This window comes from Micromonospora sp. NPDC049801, from assembly GCF_040656575.1.
Classification (GTDB): domain Bacteria; phylum Actinomycetota; class Actinomycetes; order Mycobacteriales; family Micromonosporaceae; genus Micromonospora.
This window is the reverse complement of record NZ_JBFAMS010000004.1, coordinates 308,832-331,028: the sequence shown is the minus strand read 5'-3', so window position 1 is coordinate 331,028 and position 22,197 is coordinate 308,832. Positions and strand designations below refer to the sequence as shown.

Sequence of the window (22,197 nt, the reverse complement as noted above, 5' to 3'; positions counted from 1 at the left end):
GCTCCTCGTGCCAAACCCGAAATAACCGCACGAGGGGCATGGTCAACGAGGCCGCCGGTTGCGAGACTGCTGGGAATGTCCACCACACCGCTGTCCCTGCCGCAGCCGTCCGCGCGGGCACCCGAGTTCGGTCGGGACGCGCTCATCGTCTGCGAGAACCTGGTACGGATCTACCAGACCGGTTCGGTCGAGGTGCAGGCACTCCAGGGCCTGGACCTGGCCGTGGAGAGCGGTGAGCTGGTCGCCGTGGTCGGCGCCTCCGGATCGGGCAAGTCGACGCTGCTGTCGATCCTGGCCGGCATCGACGCCCCCACCGCCGGACGGGTCCGGGTCGACACGTGGAACCTGCTGGCGATGTCCCGCGCGGACCGGGTGGAGTACCGGCGGCACACCGTCGGGTTCGTCCGGCAACAGACGGCGAGCAACCTCATCCCGTACCTGACCGCGCGGGAGATGGTGGACCTGCCGATGACGGCGGCCCGCACCGCGAAGAAGGAGCGGCAGGAGCGCGCGGCCGAACTGCTGGACAGCCTCGGCGTCGCCGACTGCGCCGACCGCCGCCCCGGCCAACTCTCCGGTGGGCAGCAGATGCGGGTGGCGATCGCGGTGGCCCTGGCCAACCAGCCACGGGTCCTGCTCGCCGACGAGCCGACCGGCGAGTTGGACGCCGCCACGTCCGCCGAGGTCTTCGGCGTACTACGCGATGTCAACCGGCGCTACGGCGTCACCGTCGTCGTGGTCACCCATGACCCGGAGGTCAGCGGCCAGGTCGAACGGACCGTCGCGATCCGCGACGGTCGCACCAGCAGCGAGGTGCTGCGCCGCACCACCACCAACGCGGAGGGCGACACCCACATGACCGCCGAGGAGTACGCCGTGATGGACCGGGCCGGGCGGGTCCAGGTGCCCCGCGAATTCCGCCAGGCGCTGGCGCTGACCCGACGGGTCCGGCTGGCCCTGGAACCCGACCACATCACGATCCGCTCCGACTCGCGTAGCGGCGAATGAGCGAGCCGCTGCTGCGGGTTCGGGACGTGCACCGAAGCTTCCGCGCCGGACCGACCGTCGTGCACGCCCTGCGCGGCGTGTCGTTCGAGGTCGCCGCCGGTTCCATGGTGGCGCTCGTCGGCCGGTCCGGCTCGGGCAAGACCACCCTGCTCAACGTCATCGGCGGCCTGGACCGCCCGGACGCCGGCACCGTGCACGTCGACGGCACCGACGTCACCACGCTGGACGAGGACGGCCTGTCCCGGCTGCGGCGCGAGAAGGTGTCGTACGTCTTCCAGAACTTCGGGTTGATCCCCGTGCTGTCGGCCGTGGAGAACGTCGCCGCGCCGCTACGGCTGGCCCGCGTCGCCCCGGCCGAGCGCGAGCGGCGGGTCGAGTTGCTGCTGGAACTGGTCGGCCTGGCCGACCACGCCCAGCAACGGCCGGCCGAGATGTCCGGCGGCCAGCAGCAACGGGTGGCGATCGCCCGCGCGCTGGCCGCCTCGCCCCGGCTCCTGCTCGCCGACGAGCCCACCGGCCAACTGGACGCCGAGACGGGCCTGTCGGTGATGGCCCTGCTGCGCGGGGTGGCGGAGTCCGAGGGCGTCACCGTGCTCGTGTCGACCCACGACGCGGTGATGATGGCCCTGGCCGACCGGGTGATCCGGATCCACGACGGGCACCTCGACGAACAGGCGGCCGAGCAGGCGTACGAGCCCGTGTCGGACGGCCGGTGACACGACGATGCTGAGGCTCGTCCGCCGACGCGCCCGCGCGCAGTGGCCGTTACTCGCGGCCCTCCTCGGGGTCGTCACGATCGGCGCGACCCTGCTGGGCACCTGCGCGCTGCTGGTCACCCGCACCGCCGAGCGGGCCCTGGAGGTCGCCCTGGCCCGCGCCGAACCCGCCGCCGTCGACGCGACCGTCTACACCGGTTCCGTCGATGGCCCCGACGCGTCGTCCGTCCTCGCCGACACCCGCGCCGGGGTGACCTCCGCGCTGGCGCCGTTCCCGCTGACCACCACCGCGCGGGCGTCGACGGTGCTGCGGGCACTACCGCCCGCGCTCGCCCCGGGCACCACCGTCGGCCCACAGGCGTACCTGTCGGGGCTCGACGACCTGCCGACCCGGGCCGAGCTGGTCACCGGACACTGGCCACAGCGCCCCGGCGACGCGGTGCTCCTGGAGTCCACCGCCCACCTGCTCGGCCTCGCTCCCGGTAGCCGGGTGCACCTCGGCGCCGAGCTGGCCCACCCGCCCGTCCCGGCCATCGACGTGACCGTCGTCGGTGTCGTACGCCCGCTGTCCGGGCGCGGTTGGGACCGCGACCCGCTGGCCGCGGCCGGGTCCGCCACCGGCTACCGGGACGGTCGCTTCCTGCAACCGGTAAACGCCTACGGCCCGTTCCTCGTCGACCTCGCCGACCTGGTCACCACCGGCGCCACCGTCGACCGCCTGGAGGTCACCGCCCATCCGGACCTGAGCCACGCCAACCGCCGGGACCTGGAGACCTTGGCCGGGGCCGTCGACAGTGCCGACCGACGGCTGGCCGGCGCCCTCGGCGACCGCGTCCAGCTGGCCCGCGTCGCCACCGACCTGTCGCTGACCCTGCGGTCGGCCGACGACCAACGGCACGTGACCGCCGCCGTCGTGCTCGCGATCGCCGTCCTCGGCGGTGTCCTGGCCGCGACGGCGCTCGTGCTCGCCGGCCGCCTGACCGCCGGCATCCGCGCCGACGAGACCGCCCTGCGCTCCGCCCTGGGCGCCAGCCGTCGTCAACTCGCCGCCACCGCGACCCTCGAGGGCGGGCTCGTCGCGGCCGTCGCCATCGCGCTCGCGATACCGGCCTCGTCGGCCCTGCACGCCGGCCTGACCCACCTGCCGCCACTGGACGACGCCGGCCTGACCGTCCGGCCGGCCATCACCGGCGTCCAGGTGCTCGCGGTCGCCGGGGGCACGCTGATGCTCGCCGCCGTCCTCACCGTCCTGGCGATCCGTCCCGTCCCGGCGGCCGGCGAGCGGCGCACCCGCCGCGAGCTGCTGGCCCGCTCCGGCGCCGACCTGCTGCTCGCGGTGTTCGCCGCCGTCGGATGGTGGCAGCTGTACGCGCAGCCCACCGCCGCCAGCCCGCGCGCCGACGCGGTCCGGGTGCTCGCTCCGGCGCTGCTGCTCACCGCTGGCGCCGCCCTGGCGCTCCGGGTGGTGCTGCCCGCCCTGCGCGGCGCCGACCGCCTGGCCTACCGCGCCCGCGGGCTGGCGCTTCCGCTGGCGGTAGCCGAGAGCGCCCGCCGGCCCCAGGCGGTCGCCGCCGGCCTGCTCGTCGGGCTGGCCTGCGCGGCCGGAACCTTCGGCCTGGCCTTCGACGCCACCTGGCACCAGTCGCAGCGCGACCAGGCCGCGCTCTCGGTCGGCACCGACCTGGCGCTCACCCTCAGCACGTCGCCCTCGGCCGGCGATGGCGCGCTCGTCAGCGCGGCCACCGCGGGGGCGGTGAGTCCGGTCCTCGACCGTGGTATCGCCGTCGGTCAGTGGCTCGGGACCTCCGGCGAAGCGCCACGCCTGGTCGCCGTGGACACCACCCGCGCCGACGCGCTGCTGCGCGGGCCGCTGGACAGCGACCGCGAATGGGCGCACGTGGGTGCCGCGCTGGCACCACCAACCCGGGTCACCGGTCTCGCCGTCCCGGCCGGCGCACCGCTCGTACTCAGCGGAACGGCGGCCGGCGACGCCCCGCTCGTCGTGGCACCCCGGCTGCTGCTGCAGGACGTCACCGGTCTGCGCACGTCCTGCACCGGTCCCGCCGTACCGCTCGACGGCCGCGAGGTGCGGCTACCCGCCTGCGCGACGGCCGACGGGCTGCGCCTCGTCGCGGTCGCCCTACCGGTCGCCGTCGACTTCGGCGACGAACCCGTGGCCGCCGGAGGAGTGGCCGTAGCCGTCACGCTGACCGTGCCGGAGGCGGCGTCCACCGACGGATCGGACTGGACCGCCACGTCCGCCCCACCGGTACCGAGCAAGCTGAGCGACCTGAACGTCCGGCTGTCCCCCACCCCGACCGGAACCGCGCTGCGGATGGCCGCGACCGTCGAGCTCGACGGCGCCGACGACGCCGCCCGGACCCTCGTCGCCAGCGCCTTCCCGGACCCCGGCGAGGTGCCGGTCGCCGTCTCCGCCCGCTTCGCCAGCGAGGTCGGCGTCCACCCCGGCAGCAAGCTCAGCGTCACGGTCGGCACCACGCCCGTCCCGGTCGTCGTCTCCGAGGTCGTACCGGCCGTACCGTCCGCCCCCGGGGCCGTCGCCGTCCTGGCCGACCTGGACGCGCTGTCCCGCGCGCGCGTGCTCGCCGGTGACCTCACGTTCCCGGTCGACGCCTGGTGGGTCGGTCACCCGGCCGGCCCCGGCGCCGCCGAGCGGGCCACCGCCCTGCACCTGGGCACCGTCACGACCCGCGAGGTGGAGACCGCCCGACTCCTCGGCGGCCCGCTGCGCGCCGGGCTGCCGGGCGCGCTCCGGCTCGTCGTACCGGCCGCGGCCCTGCTGCTGCTCGCCGGCGTCGTCCTGCACGTGACCTGCGACCTGCAGCTCCGGGCCGTCGAGGTGGCGCGGTTGCGCGGCCTGGGGATGTCCCGGCGCGGCATCCGGGCCGTGCTGCTCGGCCAGCACGCCGGCGTTCTGCTGCCGCTGCTCGCGGCGGGCGCGGCCGTCGGCGCGCTCGCCACCCGCCTCGTCGCTCCCCTGCTCGTACGCTCCGACACCGGCGCCGCGCCCGTCCCGGCCGCCCAGCCACACTGGCCGTGGCCGGCCGAGGCCACGCTGCTCGCGGTACTGCTGGCCGGATGTCTGCTGGCCGTCGCCATCGTGGTCGGCATCCAGGTACGCCGGGCCGACGCCGCGCACCTGCGGGTGGCGCCGTGAAGCGGTTGACCCGCCGGTTCCCGGCGCCGCACTGGCCCAGCGTCCGCGGCCGGAGCCGGGCCGACGCCGGCCCGCTGCTGCTCTCCGCAGCCGTCATCGCGGCTGTCGCGCTGCTCGCCGGGGCCGTGCCGGCGCTGCTCGGCGCGGCCGCCGACGACACCGTCCAGGACAGCGTCCGCCGCGGCAGTGACGACGCGAACGTCCTCGCACACGCCGACTGGGAACGCGACGACGGTCCGACGGGTGGGCGGGTGCGGATGGAAGGCCTCGCCAAGGAGGTCGACGACCTCCGCGTCCGGGCGACGTACGCGCTCGGGCCCGACCTGGACGCCGCGCTGCTCCCGCCCATCGCCGTCGTCGACGGCCCGGTCCTGAGCATCACCGACGGCACCGCGCCACGTACCTTCCAGTTCACCTACCTGGCCGGTGACGCCGGCGGCCCGCAGGTGACCTGGATCGCCGGAAACGCGCCCGCCGGGGCCGTCCCCGACGGGTTCGTCGAAGTCCCCTACCAGGGACCGCCCTGGCCGGTGCAGGTCGGCATCTCCGAGGCGGACGCCGCCGCACTCGATGTCGGCCCCGGCGACCGGATCCCGGCCAAGGACAGCCGGGGGCGCGACAAGGACCTGCGGATCAGCGGGATCTACCGACCCACGGACACCGCCGACCCCGCCTGGCGACTCGCCCCGGCGCTCCTGCGCCCCGTGCCCGGCGCGGACGGCGTGGGGATCACCCGGTTCGCCGGTCTGCTGTCGCGCGACTCGCTGCCGGACGCCCGGCTCGCCGTCGACCAGGACCAACTGCGGCGCGCCGTCCACTTCGCCCCCGACCCCGACGCGCTCACCTGGGCCACCAGCGCGACCCTGGTCAACCAGGTGGTCACGCTCAAGGCGGCTTCCGGCTCGTCAGGCGCCCGCGACGACTCCCTGAAGTGGGAGTCGCAGCTCGACGCCACCCTGCGCGCGACCCGCGCCCGGGTCAGCGCCGTACGGGCGCAGGCGGCCGTGCTGCTCACCGGCGTGCTGACCGCCACGGTCCTGGTCCTGCTGCTCGCCGCCGACCTGCTGGTCCGCCGCCGAACCCTGGCGCTGAGCACCGCCCGGCAGCGTGGGGCGGCGTTACCCGACCTCGGCGCGGAACTGGCCCTCGAGTCCACAGTGGTGTCCCTGTCGGCCGCCGCGGTCGGGCTCGCGCTCGCCCGCGTGGTGGCGCCGGGCGTCTCGTGGAGTTGGGCCATTCCCGTGGTCCTGGCCGGCGCCGTCGCCGGGCCGGCGTTCGGCACCCTCGCCGCCGGCCGCGCCAGCCGGGACCGGCGTCAGCCCGCCAACCCGTCCGCTCGGCGCTGGTTGCGGGCGACCGGGCAGCTGCGCCGCGCCGTCGTGGAGGCCGCTGTCCTGATCGCCGCGGTCGCCGCCCTCGTCACACTGCACCAGCGCGGGCTCCTGCCGGTCACCTCCGACGGCGACACCGGCGAGGTGACCGGGGACGTGATCCTGCCGGTCAGCGCCGTCGCACTGGGCGCGCTCGTCGGCGCGCTCGTCCTGATCCGACTGCTCCCGCTGGGCGCGCGGTTCGCGCTCCGCCAGGCCCTGCGCTCGCGCCGCCCGCTGGCCGTCTTCGGTGCCGCCCGGGCGGTCACGACGGCAGGGCGCACGCTGCCGCTACTGGTGCTGGTGAGCGCCACGGCGCTCGCGTCGTTCGCGCTCATCCTCGGCTCCACCGTCACCCGGGGCCTCGCCGACGGCGCGTGGAGCATTGTCGGCGCCGACGCCCGCCTCGACGTCGCCGCGGACGCCAAGGCCGGCACGCCCGCCATCGCCGAACGGATCGCCGCCGCTCCGGGGGTCGGCCAGGTCGTCGTCGCGCAGGTCACCGACTCGGCGCGCGTCTTCACGGACTCGACACCGTTCGCCCCGCGCCTGGTCATCGTGGACGCCGAAGCGTTCCAGCGCCTGTTGGCCACCACCCCGCTGCCCGACGCGCCCGCGCTGGCCCGGCTCACGACGCCCGGTCCCGGCCCCGGAGAGGTCCCCGCGCTGGTCCGATCGAGCGACGGCGAACTGCCGGCCGGCACGCGGTTGCAGCTACCCCGGGCCGACGCCCCGGCCATCCACCTCACCGTGGTCGGTACCGCGCCCTCGGTCGGCGGCGCCGACGACGTCGTGCTCGTGGACGCCGCGGCTCTCGCCGACGCCGGCCTGCCCGCCGTTCCAAACACGGTCTGGGTGACCGGTCCCGGCGCGGCGCGGGCGGTGTCGAACAGCGGCGTCGCCGGCGATGTCGTGTCGCGCGCCGACGTCCTGCGGACGCAGCGAGCGGCTCCGCTGACCGCGGGGCTCCTACGGCTGGCGTGGGCCGCCGCCGCGGTGCTGCTGGCGCTGGGGCTCCTCGGCCTGGCGCTCGCCGCCGCCGCGGGGGCGTCCGAACGATGGCAGACCCTGACCCGGCTGCGGACCCTCGGGCTGCGGCCACGCGACGCCCGCTGGGTGGCCGCCGGAGAGCTGCTGCCCCCGGTCGCCGTCGTCGCGGTGTGCGGCCCGCTCCTCGGGGCCCTGCTCGCACGCGCGACGCTCGGCCCTCTCGACCTGCGGCTGCTCACCGGCCAGGCCGACGACCCGGCGGCGATCCTGCCGTGGTGGCTGCTCGCCCTGCTGGGCACGGCGCTGCTGGCGGCGGCCGCCACCGTCGTACCCGTCGAGTCGGCGCTGCGACGGCGCGACCGGTTGAGCGAGGTGCTCCGCGCCGGCGAGTAGGTCTGTTTCGTGACGGCGGGCGGCCAGTTCTCTTGGAACAGCGTTGAGGCCCGTCACCGGATCCGGTGACGGGCCTCAACGATCACGTCGTACAACTGGTGGGCGATACTGGGTTTGAACCAGTGACCTCTTCCGTGTCAAGGAAGCGCGCTCCCACTGCGCCAATCGCCCGTGCTCCTTGCCGAGGTGGGGACGGGATTTGAACCCGCGTACACGGCTTTGCAGGCCGTTGCCTCGCCTCTCGGCCACCCCACCGAGGTTGCCCCCGTCATGCGTGGCGGCAGCTCCGAGCGGACGACGGGATTCGAACCCGCGACCCTCACCTTGGCAAGGTGATGCGCTACCAGCTGCGCTACGTCCGCACGCCCCCGGCTTTCCCGGGTGACGGATGAGAACTTTAGCCGAGCCGGCGAACGACTGCCAAATCGGGGTCCGTGTCGGCGCGTCCCATCCCGCCCGGTCCGACGCCGAACGGGGAGATGGCCACCACTGCAGGCGGGCTTCCTAGTCAGCTGACCTGATGTCTCAATTGACCCTCGACCGTCACACTCCGGCATCATCCGACGGCGGGTGCCGGCGCGGCGAACAGCCAGCGGAGCACTCCGACGGCACGCCGCCCACCTCGCCGAACTCGATCAGGAGAACGAGCCACGGCACCCCTCGGCAAGTGTCCAACTTCCGACTCTTACCCCACGAATCGGACGGTAGCGGTAACTGTTCGTGTTCGGGTCGATGGGCTACGGTAACGGTCGTGACGAGACGTGCGGCCGAGATCCGCCTGGATGCCCTGCTGCGCACGGCCTGCGACGTGATCGTGGAGCGGGGTCTGTCCAACACACGAACCGCCGACGTGGCGCAGGCCGCCGGGGTGAGCCAGGCACTGGTGTTCTACCACTTTGCCACCAAGGAGCGGCTGCTCGCGCAGGCCTTCGCGTACGCCGTCGAGCAGGATCTGGCCCGCCTGGACGCGGTCACCCGCTCCTCCGCGCCACCGCTGACGAAGCTCCGCCGGATCCTCAAGCTGTACACCCCCGCCGGCCGGGCGACCTCCTGGTCGATGTGGATCGACGGCTGGTCCGAGTCGCTGCGCACCCCCGAGCTGGAGAAGGTGTCCCGCCGGCTCGACCTACGGTGGCGACAGGATCTCGCCGCCGTGATCTCCACCGGAGTCGCCGACGGCACCTTCCAGTGCGCCGATCCGGACGGGGCGGCCTGGCGGATCAGCGCGGTGATGGACGGCCTCGCCGTGCAGCTCGCGGTGCACGACCGGGTCATCTCCCGGCGACAGTTCGGGGAGTGGGTGCGCCTGGTCACCGCCCGCGAGCTGGGTCTGGACCCGACCGACCTGGACTGAGCGGCCGACCGCGCCATACGCCAGGCCGGGCAAAACGGCTCGGGCCGGCGTGCCGAACGGAACAATCGACGGCATGGATCTGCTGGAGGCGTACCGCCGGAGCCTGGCCGAGTTTGTCGAGCGGGTGGACCAGATCGGGCCCGATCAGTGGTCGGAGGAGACACCCTGCTCCGACTGGGACGTCCGGACCCTGGTCAACCACGTGGTCGGCGAGGACCGGTGGAGCGTCCCCCTGCTCGCCGGTCGCACCATCGACGAGGTCGGCGACCGCTTCGACGGGGACCAGCTCGGCGCCGACCCGCTCCGGACAGCCCGGGAGGCGGCCGCGCAGGCCGAGATCGCCGTCACCCACCCCGGCACGATCGACCGCACCGTGCACCTGTCGGCCGGCCCGACCCCGGCCGCCGAGTACGTCCAACAGCTCCTCGCCGAACACCTGATCCACGGCTGGGACCTGGCGGTGGCGATCGGCGCCGACCCACGGTTCGACCCGGACGCGGTGCACGTGTGCGCCCAGTGGTTCGCCGGCCGGGTCGACGACTACCGACGCGACAAGCTGGTCCGGGACGCGGCGCGGGTGCCCGCCGACGCCGACGAGCAGGATCACCTGCTGGCCGCCTTCGGCCGCGACCCCGACTGGGCGCCCGGCGACTGAGCCGTCACCGCCGGGCGGCTGAGCCGTCACCGCCGGGCGGCTGAGCCGTCACCGCCGGGGTCCGGCGACTGAGCCGTCACCATCGGGGTCCGGTGTTGGCCAGCGCCCGGTTGCGGCGCGCTGCCGGGCCGGCCCGTAGTGCTCCAGGTAGTTGACAACCTCCAGCAGGGAGCAGCCGACCACCGCCTGCAGCGCCAGGAACGGCAGCACCGCCGGGCCGTAGAGCACGGCGTACTGCGCCGAAAGGTAGAGGTAGGTCAGCCAGCGGTAGTAGCCGTCGGCGGCCAGCCGGGGCTCCGCCTCCTCGGGAGGGTTGCGCCGGTCGTCGCCGATGAGCAGGTCGATCACCGGGATCAGACCGAACACGACGACCGGGGTGAGCCGGCACGCCCCGGCGCCGCCGGCGCTCCCCCACAGCGCCAGAGGGGTTTGCGCCGGTCCCGCCAGGCGATCATTCGGCGCGCCGACCATCCCGGGACCCTTGCCGCTTCCTCGGCCGACTGATATCCACAGATGCGCATGCGTCACCGCGCATCGTCGGTCGGCGGCCGCCGGCCATCCCGCTCCCACAAGGAGGTCCCGTGCCACAACCGGAGTGGTCACCCCCGATGAGCCGGCGTCGACGCCGGCTCATCGCCGTCCTGGCGACGACGGCGACCCTCGCCGCGCTGCTACCCACCGGCACGAGCAACGCCGCACCCGCCGCCGCTCCCGCCGAGCGCACGTCCGGGCCGTTCGCCGAGGGGCACCAGCCCGCCGACCTCGACAACCGCACCGGTACGGCGGCACCCGACGCTCGGCAGCGCGGGCTGGCCCGCGCGGCGGACCCCGACGCGCGGTGGAACCGGCTCGGCACCCCCCAGGCGCTCGGCCCCGGTCGTACCCCCCTCGCCACCGGACTGCCCGCGGACCCGGAGGCCGCCGCGCGCGCCTACCTGACCGCCAACCGCGACCTGTACGGCATGGACGCCGCGACGGTCGCCGACCTGGACCGGGTGCTGGTCCGGCCGATCGGCAGCGGTGCGGTGGTGACCCTGCGGCAACGCTTCGGTGACCTGCCGGCCGGTCACGACGGTCTGGTCACGCTCGCGGTCAGCGGCGGCTCGGTGCTCGCCGTCAACTCCTCGCTGGCCCGGGACACCCGCGCGCCCGCGCCCGCGACCCGCACCGCCGAGCAGGCGTACGCCGACGCGCTCGCCGACGCCGGGTTGAGCCCGACGGCCGTGGCCGACCACACCGTTCGGGCCGTGGCCGTGCCCACCCCGCTGGACGGACCCCGGGCCGCCTACGAGGTGACCATGATCGGCGCGGACGCCGACCACCCGGCGGCGTTCACCAGCTACGTGGACGGCAGCACGGGCAAGGTGCTGATCCGCGAGGACCTTGTCGACTTCGACTCGGAGAACCCGAGCTGGGCGGTCTTCCCGGCCACCCCGCCCCGCGACCTCGCCGCCGGCCAGGACCCCCGGGTCCGCTGGTGCGGCGACCCGGCCCCCGACTGCCAGGCGGCGTTCCGCGACCCGGCCACCGGGCAGCCGTGGGACGTCGACGCGGCGACCGGCACACCCACCTTCACCTCGCGCGGCAACTCGGCGAACACCGTGCTCTCCTGGGGCAACAACACCCCGGTCGGGCCGGCCACACCCAGCCCGGACCGCCGCTACGAGTACCCGTTCACGGACCAGTGGCACCAGGCGAGGTGCAACCCGGAGGTGTTCACGTCCACCCAGCGCAACGACGCGGACGCGGCGATCGCGAACCTGTTCGTCATGCACAACCGCATGCACGACTGGGCGTACCAGCTCGGCTTCACCGAGTCGGCGTGGAACCTCCAGGCGGTCAACCTCACCCCGTCCGGACTCGGCGGCGACGCCGAGCAGGGCCGCGCCCAGCAGGGCGCGCTGACCGGCAACCGCAACAACGCCAACCAGGGCACCCCGCGCGACGGTCTGCCGCCGACCACCAACATGTACCTGTGGCAGCCGCAGGCCGGTGGCCCGTACCCGCCGTGCGTGGACGGCGACTACGACATGACGGTGATCGGCCACGAGTACACCCACGCCATCACCAACCGGATGATCGCCGGCCCGGACAGCGGGATCAGCGGCCACCAGGGCGGCGCGATGGGCGAGTCGTGGGGCGACCTGATGGCCGCGGAGTACCTCTACCAGAACGGCCTGCGCGCTCCCGGCGAAACGCCCTTCGTCACCGGCGGCTACGTCACCGGCAACCTGGTCAGCGGCATCCGCAACTACGACCTGAGCCGCAGCCCGCTGAACTACTCCGACATCGGCTACAACACCGCCGGCCCGGCCGTGCACGCCGACGGGGAGATCTGGGGCGCGACCAACTATCGGGTACGTGCCGCGCTGGTCAAGCGGTACGGCCTGGGCACCCCGCAGCGGCAGCGGGAGTGCGCGCAGGGCACCGTTCCGGCCGACCGGTGCCCGGGCAACCGGCGCTGGTCGCAACTGGTCTTCGACTCGTTCCTGCTCCAGGCGGCCAGCCAGGTCAGCATGCTGGACATGCGGGACAACATGCTCACCGCCGACCTGCTGCGCTTCGGTGGCGCGAACCAGGACCTGATCTGGGCCGAGTTCGCCCGCTCCGGGATGGGCCGGGACGCCGCCACCAACGGCGCCGCGGACACCGACCCGACGCCGAGCTTCGCCTCGCCACGGGGCGGCAACGCGACGCTCACCCTGCGCCCCCGTGGGGACAGCGCCGACGCGCCGATCCGGGTGTACGTCGGGGCGTACGAGGCGCGGGCCGTACCGATCGCCGACACCGACCCGGCGACGCCGATCCCGGACACGGTGGAGATGGTCGCCGGCACGTACGACCTGCTGGCCGTCGCGCCCGGCTTCGGGCACCAGCGGCTCAGCGTGGTCGCCGACGCCGGCAAGGCTGGCTACGTGGACCTGCGGATGAGCCGCAACCTCGCGTCCACGGCGTCCGGCGCGACGATCAGCGGTGACGGGGTCAACCTGGACCGGGTCGCCGACGACACCGAGGCGACGAACTGGGCCTCGCTGGACGGGGTGGCCGGCAAGCAGCTCACCGTGGCGCTGGCCGGTGACGCCCCGCAGGTGGTCAAGCGCGTGAACGTCAGCGCGATGCTGCGGCCCGCGATCGTCGGGGACGCGGACACCGGCAGTCAGAACGCGCTCAGCGCGCTGCGCTCGTTCGCCGTGTCCGCCTGCGACGCGACCACCACCGACTGCGCCGACCCGGCGCGCTGGCGGCGCATCTACACCAGCGCGGCCGACGCGTTCCCCGGCGGGGCGTACCGGGCGTACAGCCGCGACATCAACCTGCGCACGTTCGCGGTGCCGACCACCGTCGCCACCCACCTGCGCCTGGAGGTGCTGGCCAGCCAGTGCACCGGCGGACCGCAGTACGCCGGTGAGCAGGACGACGACCCGGCCACGACGACGGACTGCGCCACGGCCAGCCCGTCCCGTGCCCAGGTCAGGATCGCCGAGTTCCAGGCGTTCGCGAAGTGACACCGTCGGGGCCGGCGGTTCCCCGCCGGCCCCGACAACCCCCGATCAGCGGCGTGCCGGGTGCCAGCGCCCGGTCGGCGCGGGCCGCTCCCAGAGCCGGTCCAGCGGCGGGTCCTCGGTCTCCTTGTTCGCGGCGCGGGTCAGGTGGCGCAGTCGCAGCAGCAGGCCCACCCCGAGCGAGAGCAGCAACCCGCCGAGCAGGAACGCCGCCTGCACCACACCGAACCCGCCGGTCTGCGCGACCGGCCGGCCGGCCGACGGTGGCGCCGCGTCGACCGGTTGCTCCGCGACCGGTTCCTCGGCCTGGGTGCTCTCCTCCTGCGCCGGTTCGCTCGGTGGGTCGCTCGGCCGCGCGGGGGTCGGGCTCGGCGTCGGCGTACGGGCGCCGGCGCCGCTCGCTCCCACCACCGATCGGGTGGCGGTCTGGCGGGCCAGCAGGCGCAGGTTGGCGTCGTACGCCTCGGCGGCGAGGGTGACCCGCCCCTGCGTGACGTCCTCGGCGAAGGCCACCCGGTAGCGGGCGGTCACCGTGCGTCCCGGGCAGAGGGTGCCCGGGTCGAGTTGCCGGTCGGTCAACCGGGCCACGTCACCCTCGGTCCGGATCTCCACCGGGAAGTCGCCGTTCTCCTCCACCCGGTCCATCTTCACCTGGTCGAGCCGGATGCCCTGCACCCGGAGCACCATCGACCAGCGCACCTTCGCGCAGCCGCCGCGCCGGTCCGTCTGCGAGACCACCGCGGAGATCGTGCGCACCTGGTCGCCGGCGGTGAACCGGGCCGGCAGGCCGCCCATCTCGGTGGCGAACGCCGCCTGCGCCGGCGCCGCCAGGGTGAGCACCACCCCGGCGCTGCCGGCAACCAACGCCCCGAGCCGCAGCGCGTACCGCCACACGATCACCACCACCTCGTTCCTTCTCGTCCCTGTAGGGAAACGCTAGGAGGAAACGGGCGGATCACACAGAGGGGTGTCTTCGCACCGGACGACAAGGATGAGGGGTCATTTCACCGACAGTGGTGAACCCGTCACCACTGCCCCGCGACACGCCGGGCGTCGGGTCGCTGGAACAATCGGGCGGGTGTCCGAGCTCTCCAGCACGTTCGTCCGGCTGCACGCCCGGCTGACCCCGGTCCCCTTCGTCCCCGAGGTGCGTCTGCATCAGGCGGATGAGCCGATCGGGCTCTGGGAGTTGACCGAGGGCCAGTTCTCCACCGACCGGCCGCCGCCGTTCTGGGCCTTCGCGTGGGCCGGCGGGCAGGCGCTGGCCCGCTACGTCACCGACCATCCGGAGCTGGTCGCCGGCCGGCGGGTGCTCGACCTCGCCTCCGGCTCCGGCCTGGTGGCCATCGCCGCCGCCCAGGCCGGCGCGGCGTCCGTGCGCGCCGTCGAGGTCGACGAACTGGCGGTCGCGGCCGTCGCGCTCAATGCCGAAGCCAACGGGGTACGCGTCGACGCCGAGTTCGCCGACATCCTCGACGGCGACGCGGGCGACGCCGAGGTGGTGCTGGCCGGGGACGTCTTCTACAGCGACGCGATGGCCCGCCGGGTGCTGCGGTTCCTGCTGCGCGCCACCCGGGCCGGGGCGCCGGCCCTGGTCGGTGACCCCGGCCGGGCGTTCCTGCCCCGGGACCGCTTCGACGAGCTGGCCAGCTACGACGTGCCGGTGCCGGAGGCCCTGGAGAGCGTACGGGTGAAGCGCACCACCGTCTGGCGGTTGCGCCCGGGCCTGCCCGGAGCCGCCGGCTAGCGTGTCGGCGTGCTCTTCTCCGGCTCGGCGTCCGCGGTCGAGGCACCCTGGCCGGACGTCGCCGAGGTGACCGACCACGTCGGCGTACGCCACCTCGTCGTCACCCGCCACGCGCTGGTCCGCCAGGTCCTCGCCGACCCGGAGCGCTACCGGCCGGACAACGCCCTGGATGCGGTGACCCCGATGCCGGTGACCGCGCTGCGGGTGCTCGCCGGGCACCGGTTCCGGCTGCCGCCGACCCTGGCGAACAACTCGGGAGCCAGCCATCCGCAGATCCGGGGCATCGTGGCGGACGCGCTGCACCCCGCGAAGGTCGCCGCGCAGCGCGCCTGGCTCACGGCCCTGGTCCGGGAGCGGGTGGCCCGGCTACGGGCCACCCTCGACGCCGGCGCGCCGGTCGACCTGTACGCGGACCTCGCGGCCGACCTGCCCCTGCTGGTGCTGGCCCGGCTGGTCGACCTGCCGGACGCGCCGGTCGGCGCGGTCAAGGAGTTCGCGCGGGCGGCGCTGGAGCTGTTCTGGGCGCCGCTGGACGACGACCGGCAGGTGGCGCTCGCCGCCGAGGTGGGCCGCTTCCACCACGTACTGCGGGAGTTCGCGGCCACCGGCGGCGGCCTGGCCGCCGAGCTGCGCGCCGCCGGGCATCCGCCCGACGTGGTGGTCGGCGCGCTCTTCTTCCTGCTGGTCGCCGGACAGGAGACCACCTCGCAGTTCCTCACCCTGCTGCTGCACCGGCTGGCCGGCGAACCGGCGGTACGCGCCGCGCTGCGCGCCGGTGACGTCGCGGTGGCCGACGTCGTCGAGGAGGGCCTGCGCCTCGAACCGCCCATCATCACCTGGCGGCGCGTGGCTGCGGCGGACGGCGTTCTCGGCGACACGGCCGTGCCGGCGGGCACCAGCATCGTGCTGTGGCTGGCCCGCGCCGGTCGCGACCCGGCGGTCGTCGACGCGCCGGACGATTTCGTTCCCGGGCAGCGCGGATCGCGGCGGCACCTGGCGTTCGGGGCGGGGGCGCACCGGTGCGTCGGCGACGTTCTGGCCCGCATGGAGGCGGCCGTCGTGGTGGCCGAGGCCGCGCCACTGCTGGACGGGGTGACGGTGATCCGTCCGCCGTGGTGCCCGGACAATCTCACCTTCCGGATGCCGGACGCCTTCGTGGTGCGGTCAGTCGAGCGGCCCGCTGACCAGTAGCACGATGCCCCCGATAACCGCGGCGGCGCCGAGGAGCAGGAGGGCGCCGCCGACGAGGAACCGCACGGCGGCGAAGCCGACGCCGTGCCGTAACTCAGCCGGATCACGGTCGGGAATCCCCCACTGGCGATTCCACAGGTTCCTCGACAACCGGCGGGCCTCGGCGTCGACAAACCCGAACAGGTTGCAGGTCATCGTCAGCCCGATGAACCCCAGCAGCGCGCCGAAGCCGACGACGGCGAGCACTTGCAGGATCCACCGCGCCATGGGCCGCCTCCGCAGGTCGAATCGACTCGATCCGAGGCTAGGCCGGCCGGGCAAGACCGTCCGGGAAGATCGCCACGGGACGCGGAACCCGACCGTGACCCGCTATGTTTCCGGGCGTGTCATCAGCCCACCCGCGCCGCATCTCCGCAGTGGTAACGCTTCTGGCCCTGCTGGCGCTGAGTGCCTGCGCAGCCGGACCCGCGTTCCACGCCCGGCAGATCGCGGCCCAGCCGAGCCCGTCGGCCGTACCGATCCTGTCCACCACGCCGTCCCCGTCGGCCTCGCCGTCGCCGACCGCCCCGCCGGCACGCGGGACCCTGGACTGGTACGTGTCGCAGGCGCCGACCTTCCCCGCAGCGCCACCTCCGGAACCGGTGCCGCTGCCGGTGACCGGTGCGATCCCGTTCTGGCACCGTCTGCCGACCGACCAGAAGGTCGCCTTCATCACCATCGACGACGGCGGGTTGGCCCGCCCGCCGGCGGTGCCCGACTTCATCGCCCGCGCGCACATCCCGGTCACCATGTTCCTGAACTCACCGGCGGCCCAGGAGCACGACGTCTACTTCCGCCAGATCCAGGTCGCCGGTGGGGTCGTCGAGAACCACACCATCCGGCACAACTCGCTGGCCGGCCGGTCGTACGACTACCAGAGGCAGGAGATCTGCGGAGCGGCGGACAAACTTGAGACGCTGTTCGGCCAGCGGGCGACCCTGTTCCGCCCACCGTTCGGCGAGTACGACAGCACCACGCTCCGGGCCGCGCGGGACTGCGGCGCGAAGGCGGTCCTGCACTGGTCCGAGACGGTCCACGAGGGCAAGGTGCGCTACCAGACCGCGGAGAAGGTGGTCCAGCCCGGCGACGTGCTGCTGATGCACTTCCGGCCGGCGCTGATGGACGACCTCCTGGCGGCGTTGAAGGCCATCCACCGGGCCGGACTCACCCCGGCGCTGCTGGAGGACTACCTCCGCTGACCCGGGGCGACCTGACGAAAGTCAGTGCTGGTGGGTGCCGTTCGGGCGCGGCGAGCCGGGGCGGCCGACGCCTAGCGTCAACTCATGATCACATTACGTGGGTTGACGAAACGGTTCGGGTCGGCCGTCGCGGTCGACGCCCTGACCGTCGACGTCGCGCCCGGCCGGGTCACCGGCTTTCTCGGCCCCAACGGCGCCGGCAAGTCCACCACCATGCGGATGATCCTCGGCCTGGACCGGCCCACCGCCGGGCAGGCGCTCGTCGCCGGGCGGTCGTACCGGGAACTGCGACGGCCGTTGCACGAGGTGGGGGCCCTGCTCGACGCCCGAGCCATCCACCCGACCCGGTCCGGACGGGCGCACCTGCTGGCCATGGCCCGCAGCAACGGCATCCCCGCCCGCCGCGTCGACGAGGTGCTCGACACCGTGGGGCTGGACGGGCGTGCCGCCGGCAAGCCGGGTCGCGCCCTCTCCCTCGGCATGGGACAGCGGCTCGGCATCGCCGGAGCGCTGCTCGGCGATCCGCCCGTGCTGATGTTCGACGAGCCGGTGAACGGTCTCGACCCGGACGGGGTGCGCTGGGTACGTCAGCTCACGCGCTCGCTCGCCGACGAGGGCCGGACGGTCTTCGTCTCCAGTCACCTGATGAGCGAGATGCAGCTCACCGCCGACCAACTCGTCGTGATCGGCCGGGGACGGCTGCTCGCCGACGCCCCGGTCGGCGACGTGATCGCGAGCAGCGCGGTCGTCGTACGGGTCCGCAGCCCGCACCGCGAAGGGCTCGCCACCCTCGCCGCCCGTCTCGCCGCGACCGGCGGCACCGTCGAGCGGGCCGGACCGGACGAGCTGAGCGTCACCGGCAGCACCGTGGACCGGATCGGCGACCTGGCGTACGAGCTGGGGGTGCGGTTGCACGAGCTGAGCCCGCACGGCGCGTCGCTGGAGCAGGCGTTCATGGAGCTGACCGCCGAGAGTGTCGAGTACGCCGGCGGGCCGACCGGAGGTGACGCCCGATGAGCACGCGGACCGCCACGCCTACCCGTCCCTTCCCCGGCGCGCTGGCCGCCGAGTGGACCAAGCTGTTCTCGGTACGCAGCACCTGGTGGACGATGGTGGCCGGGCTGCTCGTGATGGCCGCGAGCGCCGGACAGCTGGCCATCTACGCGGCCAACTCCAACACCAACGACGACCCCGCCGACGACGCCGGCATCGTCACCGTCGGCACCGTGTTGATCGACGCGATCGAGCTGACCCAGTACGCCGTACTGGCGGTGGGTCTGCTCGCCATCACCACCGAGTTCACCAGCGGCACCATCCGGACGGCCCTCCAGTGCACCCCGGCACGCGGTCGGGTGCTGCTGGCCAAGGCCGTCGTGACGGGCGCCGTCACCTTCGCCCTCGGGCTGCTGCTCGGCGGTGTCGGCGCCCTCGTCGCCCGCCCGGTGCTGGGCGACTGGGGCAGCGCGCCCACCGCCGACACGATCGGCGACATCGTGGCGGTCGCCACCTACCTGGCCCTGGTCGGCGTCCTCGCGCTCGGCCTCGGCGCGGCACTCCGCAGCGCGGTGCTCACGATCATCGTGCTCTTCGCCACCCTGACGATCGTGCCGCTGTCGCTCCAGGAGCCGGACATCACCGTCCTGAACCGGATCGCCGACGTGTTTCCCGGCGTGGCCGGCGGGCACTTCCTCGCCGGGGACACCGATCCGTACCCCGGTGTGATCGGGTTGCTGCTGCTCGCCGGGTGGGCGGGTGCCGCACTGCTGCTCGGTCGGGCCATGCTCCGCCGTCGCGACGCCTGAGGCGGTGAGCGGGGGCTCTCCCGGCCCCCGCTCACCGCTCGACCAGCCCCGCCTCGTACGCGAGGATCGCCGCCTGCACCCGGTTGCGCACCTCCAACCGGGTGAAGATGCTCGTCAGATAGCTCTTCACGGTGCCCTCCACCAGGTGCAGCCGGCGAGCGATCTCCGCGTTGGACAGCCCCGCGCCGACCAGCGCCAGTACCTCGCGTTCCCGTTCGGTCAGCCCGGCCGTCCGGTCCCGCGCGGCGGGCCGGCGCGCCAACCGCCCGGCGCCCAGCTCGATCACCCGACGTGCCACCCGCGGCGACAGGTACGCCCCGCCGTCGGCGACCGCGTGCACCCCGGCGATCAACTCCCGTGGATCGCCGGCCTTGAGCAGGAACCCGCTCGCGCCGTGCCCGAGCGCCCGAGCCACGTGGTCGTCCTCACCGAAGGTGGTCAGCATCACCGTCGCCGTGGCCGGCGCCAACCGGTGGATCTCGGCCGCCGCGGCCAGGCCGTCCAGGCGGGGCATCCGGATGTCCAGCAACGCCACCCGTGGCCGGTGCGCGCGGACCAGCTCCACCGCCGCCCGGCCGTCGGCGGCCTCGGCGACGACCTCGATACCCGGGTCGGCCGCGAGGATGGCCCGGACCCCGGCCCGGATCATCGCCTCGTCGTCGGCCAGGACCACCCGGACGGGCGCGGCCGGTGCCGTGTCGGTGTCCACTACGCGATGCGCTCCTTGCTGACCAGTCGGTCGTCGGTGAAGCAGAGCCGCCACGTCGCCTCGGCGAGGGGGAAGTTGCCGTCGGTGTAGTACTCGCAGCCCGGCGCCGCGACACCGAGTGGCGGGGCGAGCTGCCGGCGGGGCAGCCCGGGTAGGTCGGCCCGTGCCGTGCCGGGCCGCATCTGGTCGTACGTCGACTCGTCGAGCACCGTGCCGGCCGTGGCGAACGGGTAGTAGACCAGCGACAGGGCCAGCCCGAAGCCGACCGGAGCCGCGAGCGCAGTCAGCAGGCTCCGTCGAGCCCGGCGACGAGCCTCGCGCAGCCGGCGTTCGGCGTCGAGCGGCCGTTCCGAAACGCCCCCGGACGCGGGGACGTCCTCGAACGTCCCGCTGGCGGGGGCCACCGCTGACAGCCCCGGTTCGGCGGCGAGCGGCAGCCGGGCCCGCACCGCGAATCCGCCGTCCGGGGCCGGGCCGGCGTCCAGGACGCCGCCGGCCAGGCGTACCCGCTCGGCGAGCGCGACCAGACCACTACCCGAGGAGGCCGGTCGGGGCAGCGGACCGGCCGGCGGCGGGGCGTTGCGCACCCGCACCTCGACCCCGTCCAGGTCGGACGCCAGGCGCACTGTCACCGGGGCGCCCGGGGCGTACCGGGCCGCGTTGGTGAGCGCCTCCCGCACCACCTGGTGGGCGGCGGCCCCGGTCATGCCGGGCAGGCGCAGGGTGTCCGGCGGCGCGTCCAGTCGTACCGCCATCCCGGCCTCACGAGCCCCGGTGACGAGGTCGACGACGGTCTCCCCCACCGGCCGGACAGCGGCCGGGCCGCCCTCCTCCCGCAGCACCCCGATGATGTCGTGCAGGCGTTCGGTCGCCGCCGCCACGCTGGCCCGCAGCTCCCCGACCGCCGCCCGGTGCGCCGGAGCGAGGTCGTCGGCCAGCTCCAACGCGGCGGCCCGCACCGCGATGAGACTGAGATCGTGACCCAGCGAATCGTGCATCTCCTCGGCGATCCGCGCCCGCTCGCGGAGCCGGATCCGCTCCGCGACGCCACGCCGCTCGCGCGCCACCGCCTCGACGTGCCGGCGGCCGGCGTCGGTCAGCGCCTGCTGCTGCCGGCGGTACCGACCCACCAGCCACGGGAACACCCCGCCGAACAGCAGCACCGACGCCAACAGGAACCAGGTCGCCGCCCCGGTGCCGAGCAACCCGAGGTTCAGCACCGTGCCGCCGACGGCGATCACGCCGAAGAGCACGGCCGCCGGCGTCGCCGTCGCGCTGCGCCGGCCGCTCAGATAGCTGAACACCGGGATGGCGAAGACGAAGTTGCCGTCCACCAGCGAACCGAGCACCACCAGGAGCAACCCCACCAGCGGCCACCGTCGCGCCGACGCGACGGCGACCGCGAGCAGCGCCAGCGAGCCGAACAACAGCGCCACCCCGAAACGCGGGTACGGCGGAGTCACCCGCGCGGCCGCGATCGGCGCGGCCACCAGCGCCCAGAGCGACACGTCCCGCAGTGGACGCCGCCACCGGGGCGCCCCGCGCACCGACGGCTCCAGGATCCTCACGGCGGCCACGCTACCCACGCACGACCTGCCCGGACACCGACGAAAGTCAGGTGTTCAGCTGCTCTCCTCGGCCCAGACGCGCCAGTCGTCGAGCACCCCGTGCAGCGCCGGAGTGAGCCACCCCGGCGCCGACCGCCGGAACACCCCCGGATCGATCGCGCCCGCCCCGGCCGGCACCGCGCCCAGCAGGTTCGGCACCAGGTCGGTCAGGTTCGTCCAGTGCACCAGCTCCGGCGACGCCGGCCAGGCCCCGATCACCACTCCGGCCGGTACCGCCCGACGGTCCAGCGCCTCCAGGGTCAACGCCGTGTGGTTGAGCGTGCCCAGCCCGGCGCGGGCGACCACGACCGCGGGCGCGCCGAGGGACACCGCCAGGTCGGCCATCGTCCACGGCTCACCGGACGGGCGCAGCCCCATCGGCACCAGCAGACCGCCGGCCCCCTCGACGAGGACCAGGTCGTGCTTGTCCGCCTCCGCGCGGACGGCGTCCACCGCCGTGTACAGCTCCAACGGGGGCAGGTCCGCGACCCGGGCCGCGGCCAGCGGCGCGAGCGGGTCCGGAAAGCTCGCCAGGGTACGACCGGTCAGCGGGGCCGCCAACCGGTTGACCGCGTCCACGTCACCCGGCTCACCACTGGCCGTGCCGGTCTGGCCCGGTTTGACCACCGCCACCCGCAGGCCGGCGGCCTGCGCCGCCGCCGCGATCGCCGCCGTGACGACCGTCTTGCCCACCTCGGTGTCGGTGCCGGTGACCAGCACCGGCCCCTCCCACGCG

Annotated in this window: 18 protein-coding genes and 3 tRNA genes; 12 read left to right on the top strand and 9 right to left on the bottom strand. The window is 74.5% G+C overall.

The features are described 5' to 3' along the window. The first annotated feature begins 75 nt into the window (after window positions 1–75). The 4 genes from AB0I89_RS09730 to AB0I89_RS09715 are packed head-to-tail and all read left to right on the top strand — an operon-like array spanning window position 76 to window position 7,655. Window positions 76–1,008, top strand: coding sequence for an ABC transporter ATP-binding protein (locus AB0I89_RS09730; protein WP_357122978.1), 933 nt, complete (start codon window positions 76–78; stop codon window positions 1,006–1,008). After that, window positions 1,005–1,724: an ABC transporter ATP-binding protein gene (locus tag AB0I89_RS09725; RefSeq protein ID WP_357122975.1), complete on the top strand. Its 720-nt coding sequence runs from the start codon at window positions 1,005–1,007 to the stop codon at window positions 1,722–1,724. The genes AB0I89_RS09730 and AB0I89_RS09725 overlap by 4 nt, the downstream gene beginning before the upstream one ends. A gap of 7 nt (window positions 1,725–1,731) precedes the next feature. Further along, window positions 1,732–4,902, top strand: coding sequence for an FtsX-like permease family protein (locus tag AB0I89_RS09720; RefSeq protein ID WP_357122972.1), 3,171 nt, complete (start codon window positions 1,732–1,734; stop codon window positions 4,900–4,902). Further along, entirely contained in the window at window positions 4,899–7,655 is a 2,757-nt protein-coding gene (locus AB0I89_RS09715; RefSeq protein WP_357122969.1) for an FtsX-like permease family protein, read from the top strand. The genes AB0I89_RS09720 and AB0I89_RS09715 overlap by 4 nt, the downstream gene beginning before the upstream one ends. Before the next feature lie 96 nt (window positions 7,656–7,751). Here the strand turns inward: AB0I89_RS09715 and AB0I89_RS09710 are convergent. From AB0I89_RS09710 to AB0I89_RS09700, 3 genes are all read right to left on the bottom strand, one after another. Next, a tRNA-Val gene (locus AB0I89_RS09710) sits at window positions 7,752–7,826 on the bottom strand. A 13-nt stretch (window positions 7,827–7,839) separates the two neighbouring features. Further along, window positions 7,840–7,910, bottom strand: a tRNA-Cys gene (locus AB0I89_RS09705). A 34-nt stretch (window positions 7,911–7,944) separates the two neighbouring features. After that, window positions 7,945–8,017 (bottom strand) — tRNA-Gly (locus AB0I89_RS09700). Window positions 8,018–8,406: 389 nt separating this feature from the next. On the opposite strand from AB0I89_RS09700, the gene AB0I89_RS09695 reads away from it, so the two are divergent. Together AB0I89_RS09695 and AB0I89_RS09690 are read left to right on the top strand one after the other, a co-directional pair. Then, the gene (locus AB0I89_RS09695; RefSeq protein WP_357122966.1) at window positions 8,407–9,009 is read left to right on the top strand and encodes a TetR/AcrR family transcriptional regulator; all 603 of its coding nucleotides are present in this window, start codon (window positions 8,407–8,409) and stop codon (window positions 9,007–9,009) included. 73 nt (window positions 9,010–9,082) lie between these two features. Then, entirely contained in the window at window positions 9,083–9,664 is a 582-nt protein-coding gene (locus tag AB0I89_RS09690) for a TIGR03086 family metal-binding protein (RefSeq protein ID WP_357122963.1), read from the top strand. Window positions 9,665–9,712: 48 nt separating this feature from the next. Here AB0I89_RS09690 and AB0I89_RS09685 read toward each other — a convergent pair whose 3' ends face one another. Then, window positions 9,713–10,030, bottom strand: a complete 318-nt coding sequence (locus AB0I89_RS09685) for a hypothetical protein (RefSeq protein ID WP_357122960.1) — start codon at window positions 10,028–10,030, stop codon at window positions 9,713–9,715. A gap of 215 nt (window positions 10,031–10,245) precedes the next feature. On the opposite strand from AB0I89_RS09685, the gene AB0I89_RS09680 reads away from it, so the two are divergent. Beyond that, entirely contained in the window at window positions 10,246–13,170 is a 2,925-nt protein-coding gene (locus AB0I89_RS09680) for a M36 family metallopeptidase (RefSeq protein WP_357122957.1), read from the top strand. Between the two features lie 45 nt (window positions 13,171–13,215). Here AB0I89_RS09680 and AB0I89_RS09675 read toward each other — a convergent pair whose 3' ends face one another. After that, complete coding sequence (locus tag AB0I89_RS09675; RefSeq protein ID WP_357122955.1) at window positions 13,216–14,073, bottom strand: hypothetical protein; 858 nt, start codon at window positions 14,071–14,073, stop codon at window positions 13,216–13,218. Window positions 14,074–14,245: 172 nt separating this feature from the next. On the opposite strand from AB0I89_RS09675, the gene AB0I89_RS09670 reads away from it, so the two are divergent. Then, window positions 14,246–14,914: a 50S ribosomal protein L11 methyltransferase gene (locus AB0I89_RS09670; RefSeq protein WP_357122952.1), complete on the top strand. Its 669-nt coding sequence runs from the start codon at window positions 14,246–14,248 to the stop codon at window positions 14,912–14,914. 66 nt (window positions 14,915–14,980) lie between these two features. Continuing rightward, window positions 14,981–16,105, top strand: coding sequence for a cytochrome P450 (locus tag AB0I89_RS09665; RefSeq protein WP_357123392.1), 1,125 nt, complete (start codon window positions 14,981–14,983; stop codon window positions 16,103–16,105). On the opposite strand, the gene AB0I89_RS09660 is transcribed toward AB0I89_RS09665, so the two are convergent. Then, a complete protein-coding gene (locus AB0I89_RS09660) occupies window positions 16,079–16,372 on the bottom strand; it encodes a hypothetical protein (protein ID WP_357122949.1) in 294 nt (97 codons plus the stop codon). The two genes, AB0I89_RS09665 and AB0I89_RS09660, sit on opposite strands and share 27 nt — an antisense overlap. A gap of 116 nt (window positions 16,373–16,488) precedes the next feature. On the opposite strand from AB0I89_RS09660, the gene AB0I89_RS09655 reads away from it, so the two are divergent. From AB0I89_RS09655 to AB0I89_RS09645, 3 genes are all read left to right on the top strand, one after another. Then, entirely contained in the window at window positions 16,489–17,343 is an 855-nt protein-coding gene (locus tag AB0I89_RS09655) for a polysaccharide deacetylase family protein (protein ID WP_357122946.1), read from the top strand. A gap of 84 nt (window positions 17,344–17,427) precedes the next feature. After that, window positions 17,428–18,360 (top strand): ATP-binding cassette domain-containing protein, encoded by a 933-nt coding sequence (locus tag AB0I89_RS09650; RefSeq protein WP_357122942.1) that lies wholly within the window; start codon window positions 17,428–17,430, stop codon window positions 18,358–18,360. Beyond that, entirely contained in the window at window positions 18,357–19,145 is a 789-nt protein-coding gene (locus tag AB0I89_RS09645; protein ID WP_357122939.1) for an ABC transporter permease, read from the top strand. Before AB0I89_RS09650 ends, AB0I89_RS09645 begins: the two co-directional genes overlap by 4 nt. A gap of 31 nt (window positions 19,146–19,176) precedes the next feature. Here AB0I89_RS09645 and AB0I89_RS09640 read toward each other — a convergent pair whose 3' ends face one another. From AB0I89_RS09640 to bioD, 3 genes are read right to left on the bottom strand one after another with little or no spacing between them, the layout of a single operon-like run. Continuing rightward, complete coding sequence (locus AB0I89_RS09640; protein WP_357122935.1) at window positions 19,177–19,854, bottom strand: response regulator transcription factor; 678 nt, start codon at window positions 19,852–19,854, stop codon at window positions 19,177–19,179. After that, window positions 19,854–21,422: a histidine kinase gene (locus AB0I89_RS09635; protein WP_357122932.1), complete on the bottom strand. Its 1,569-nt coding sequence runs from the start codon at window positions 21,420–21,422 to the stop codon at window positions 19,854–19,856. The genes AB0I89_RS09640 and AB0I89_RS09635 overlap by 1 nt, the downstream gene beginning before the upstream one ends. Window positions 21,423–21,476: 54 nt before the next feature. Continuing rightward, on the bottom strand, window positions 21,477–22,181 hold the full coding sequence (gene bioD, locus AB0I89_RS09630; RefSeq protein WP_357123389.1) for a dethiobiotin synthase: 705 nt from the start codon (window positions 22,179–22,181) through the stop codon (window positions 21,477–21,479). Between the last annotated feature and the right edge of the window lie 16 nt (window positions 22,182–22,197).

What these genes read in the sequence shown, in the direction of transcription:
- AB0I89_RS09730 (WP_357122978.1), top strand. Translation starts at nt 76, where the DNA reads ATGTCCACCACACCGCTGTCCCTGCCGCAGCCGTCCGCGCGGGCACCC.
- AB0I89_RS09725 (WP_357122975.1), top strand. Translation starts at nt 1,005, where the DNA reads ATGAGCGAGCCGCTGCTGCGGGTTCGGGACGTGCACCGAAGCTTCCGC.
- AB0I89_RS09720 (WP_357122972.1), top strand. Translation starts at nt 1,732, where the DNA reads ATGCTGAGGCTCGTCCGCCGACGCGCCCGCGCGCAGTGGCCGTTACTC.
- AB0I89_RS09690 (WP_357122963.1), top strand. Translation starts at nt 9,083, where the DNA reads ATGGATCTGCTGGAGGCGTACCGCCGGAGCCTGGCCGAGTTTGTCGAG.
- AB0I89_RS09660 (WP_357122949.1), bottom strand. Translation starts at nt 16,372, where the DNA reads ATGGCGCGGTGGATCCTGCAAGTGCTCGCCGTCGTCGGCTTCGGCGCG.
- AB0I89_RS09650 (WP_357122942.1), top strand. Translation starts at nt 17,428, where the DNA reads ATGATCACATTACGTGGGTTGACGAAACGGTTCGGGTCGGCCGTCGCG.
- AB0I89_RS09645 (WP_357122939.1), top strand. Translation starts at nt 18,357, where the DNA reads ATGAGCACGCGGACCGCCACGCCTACCCGTCCCTTCCCCGGCGCGCTG.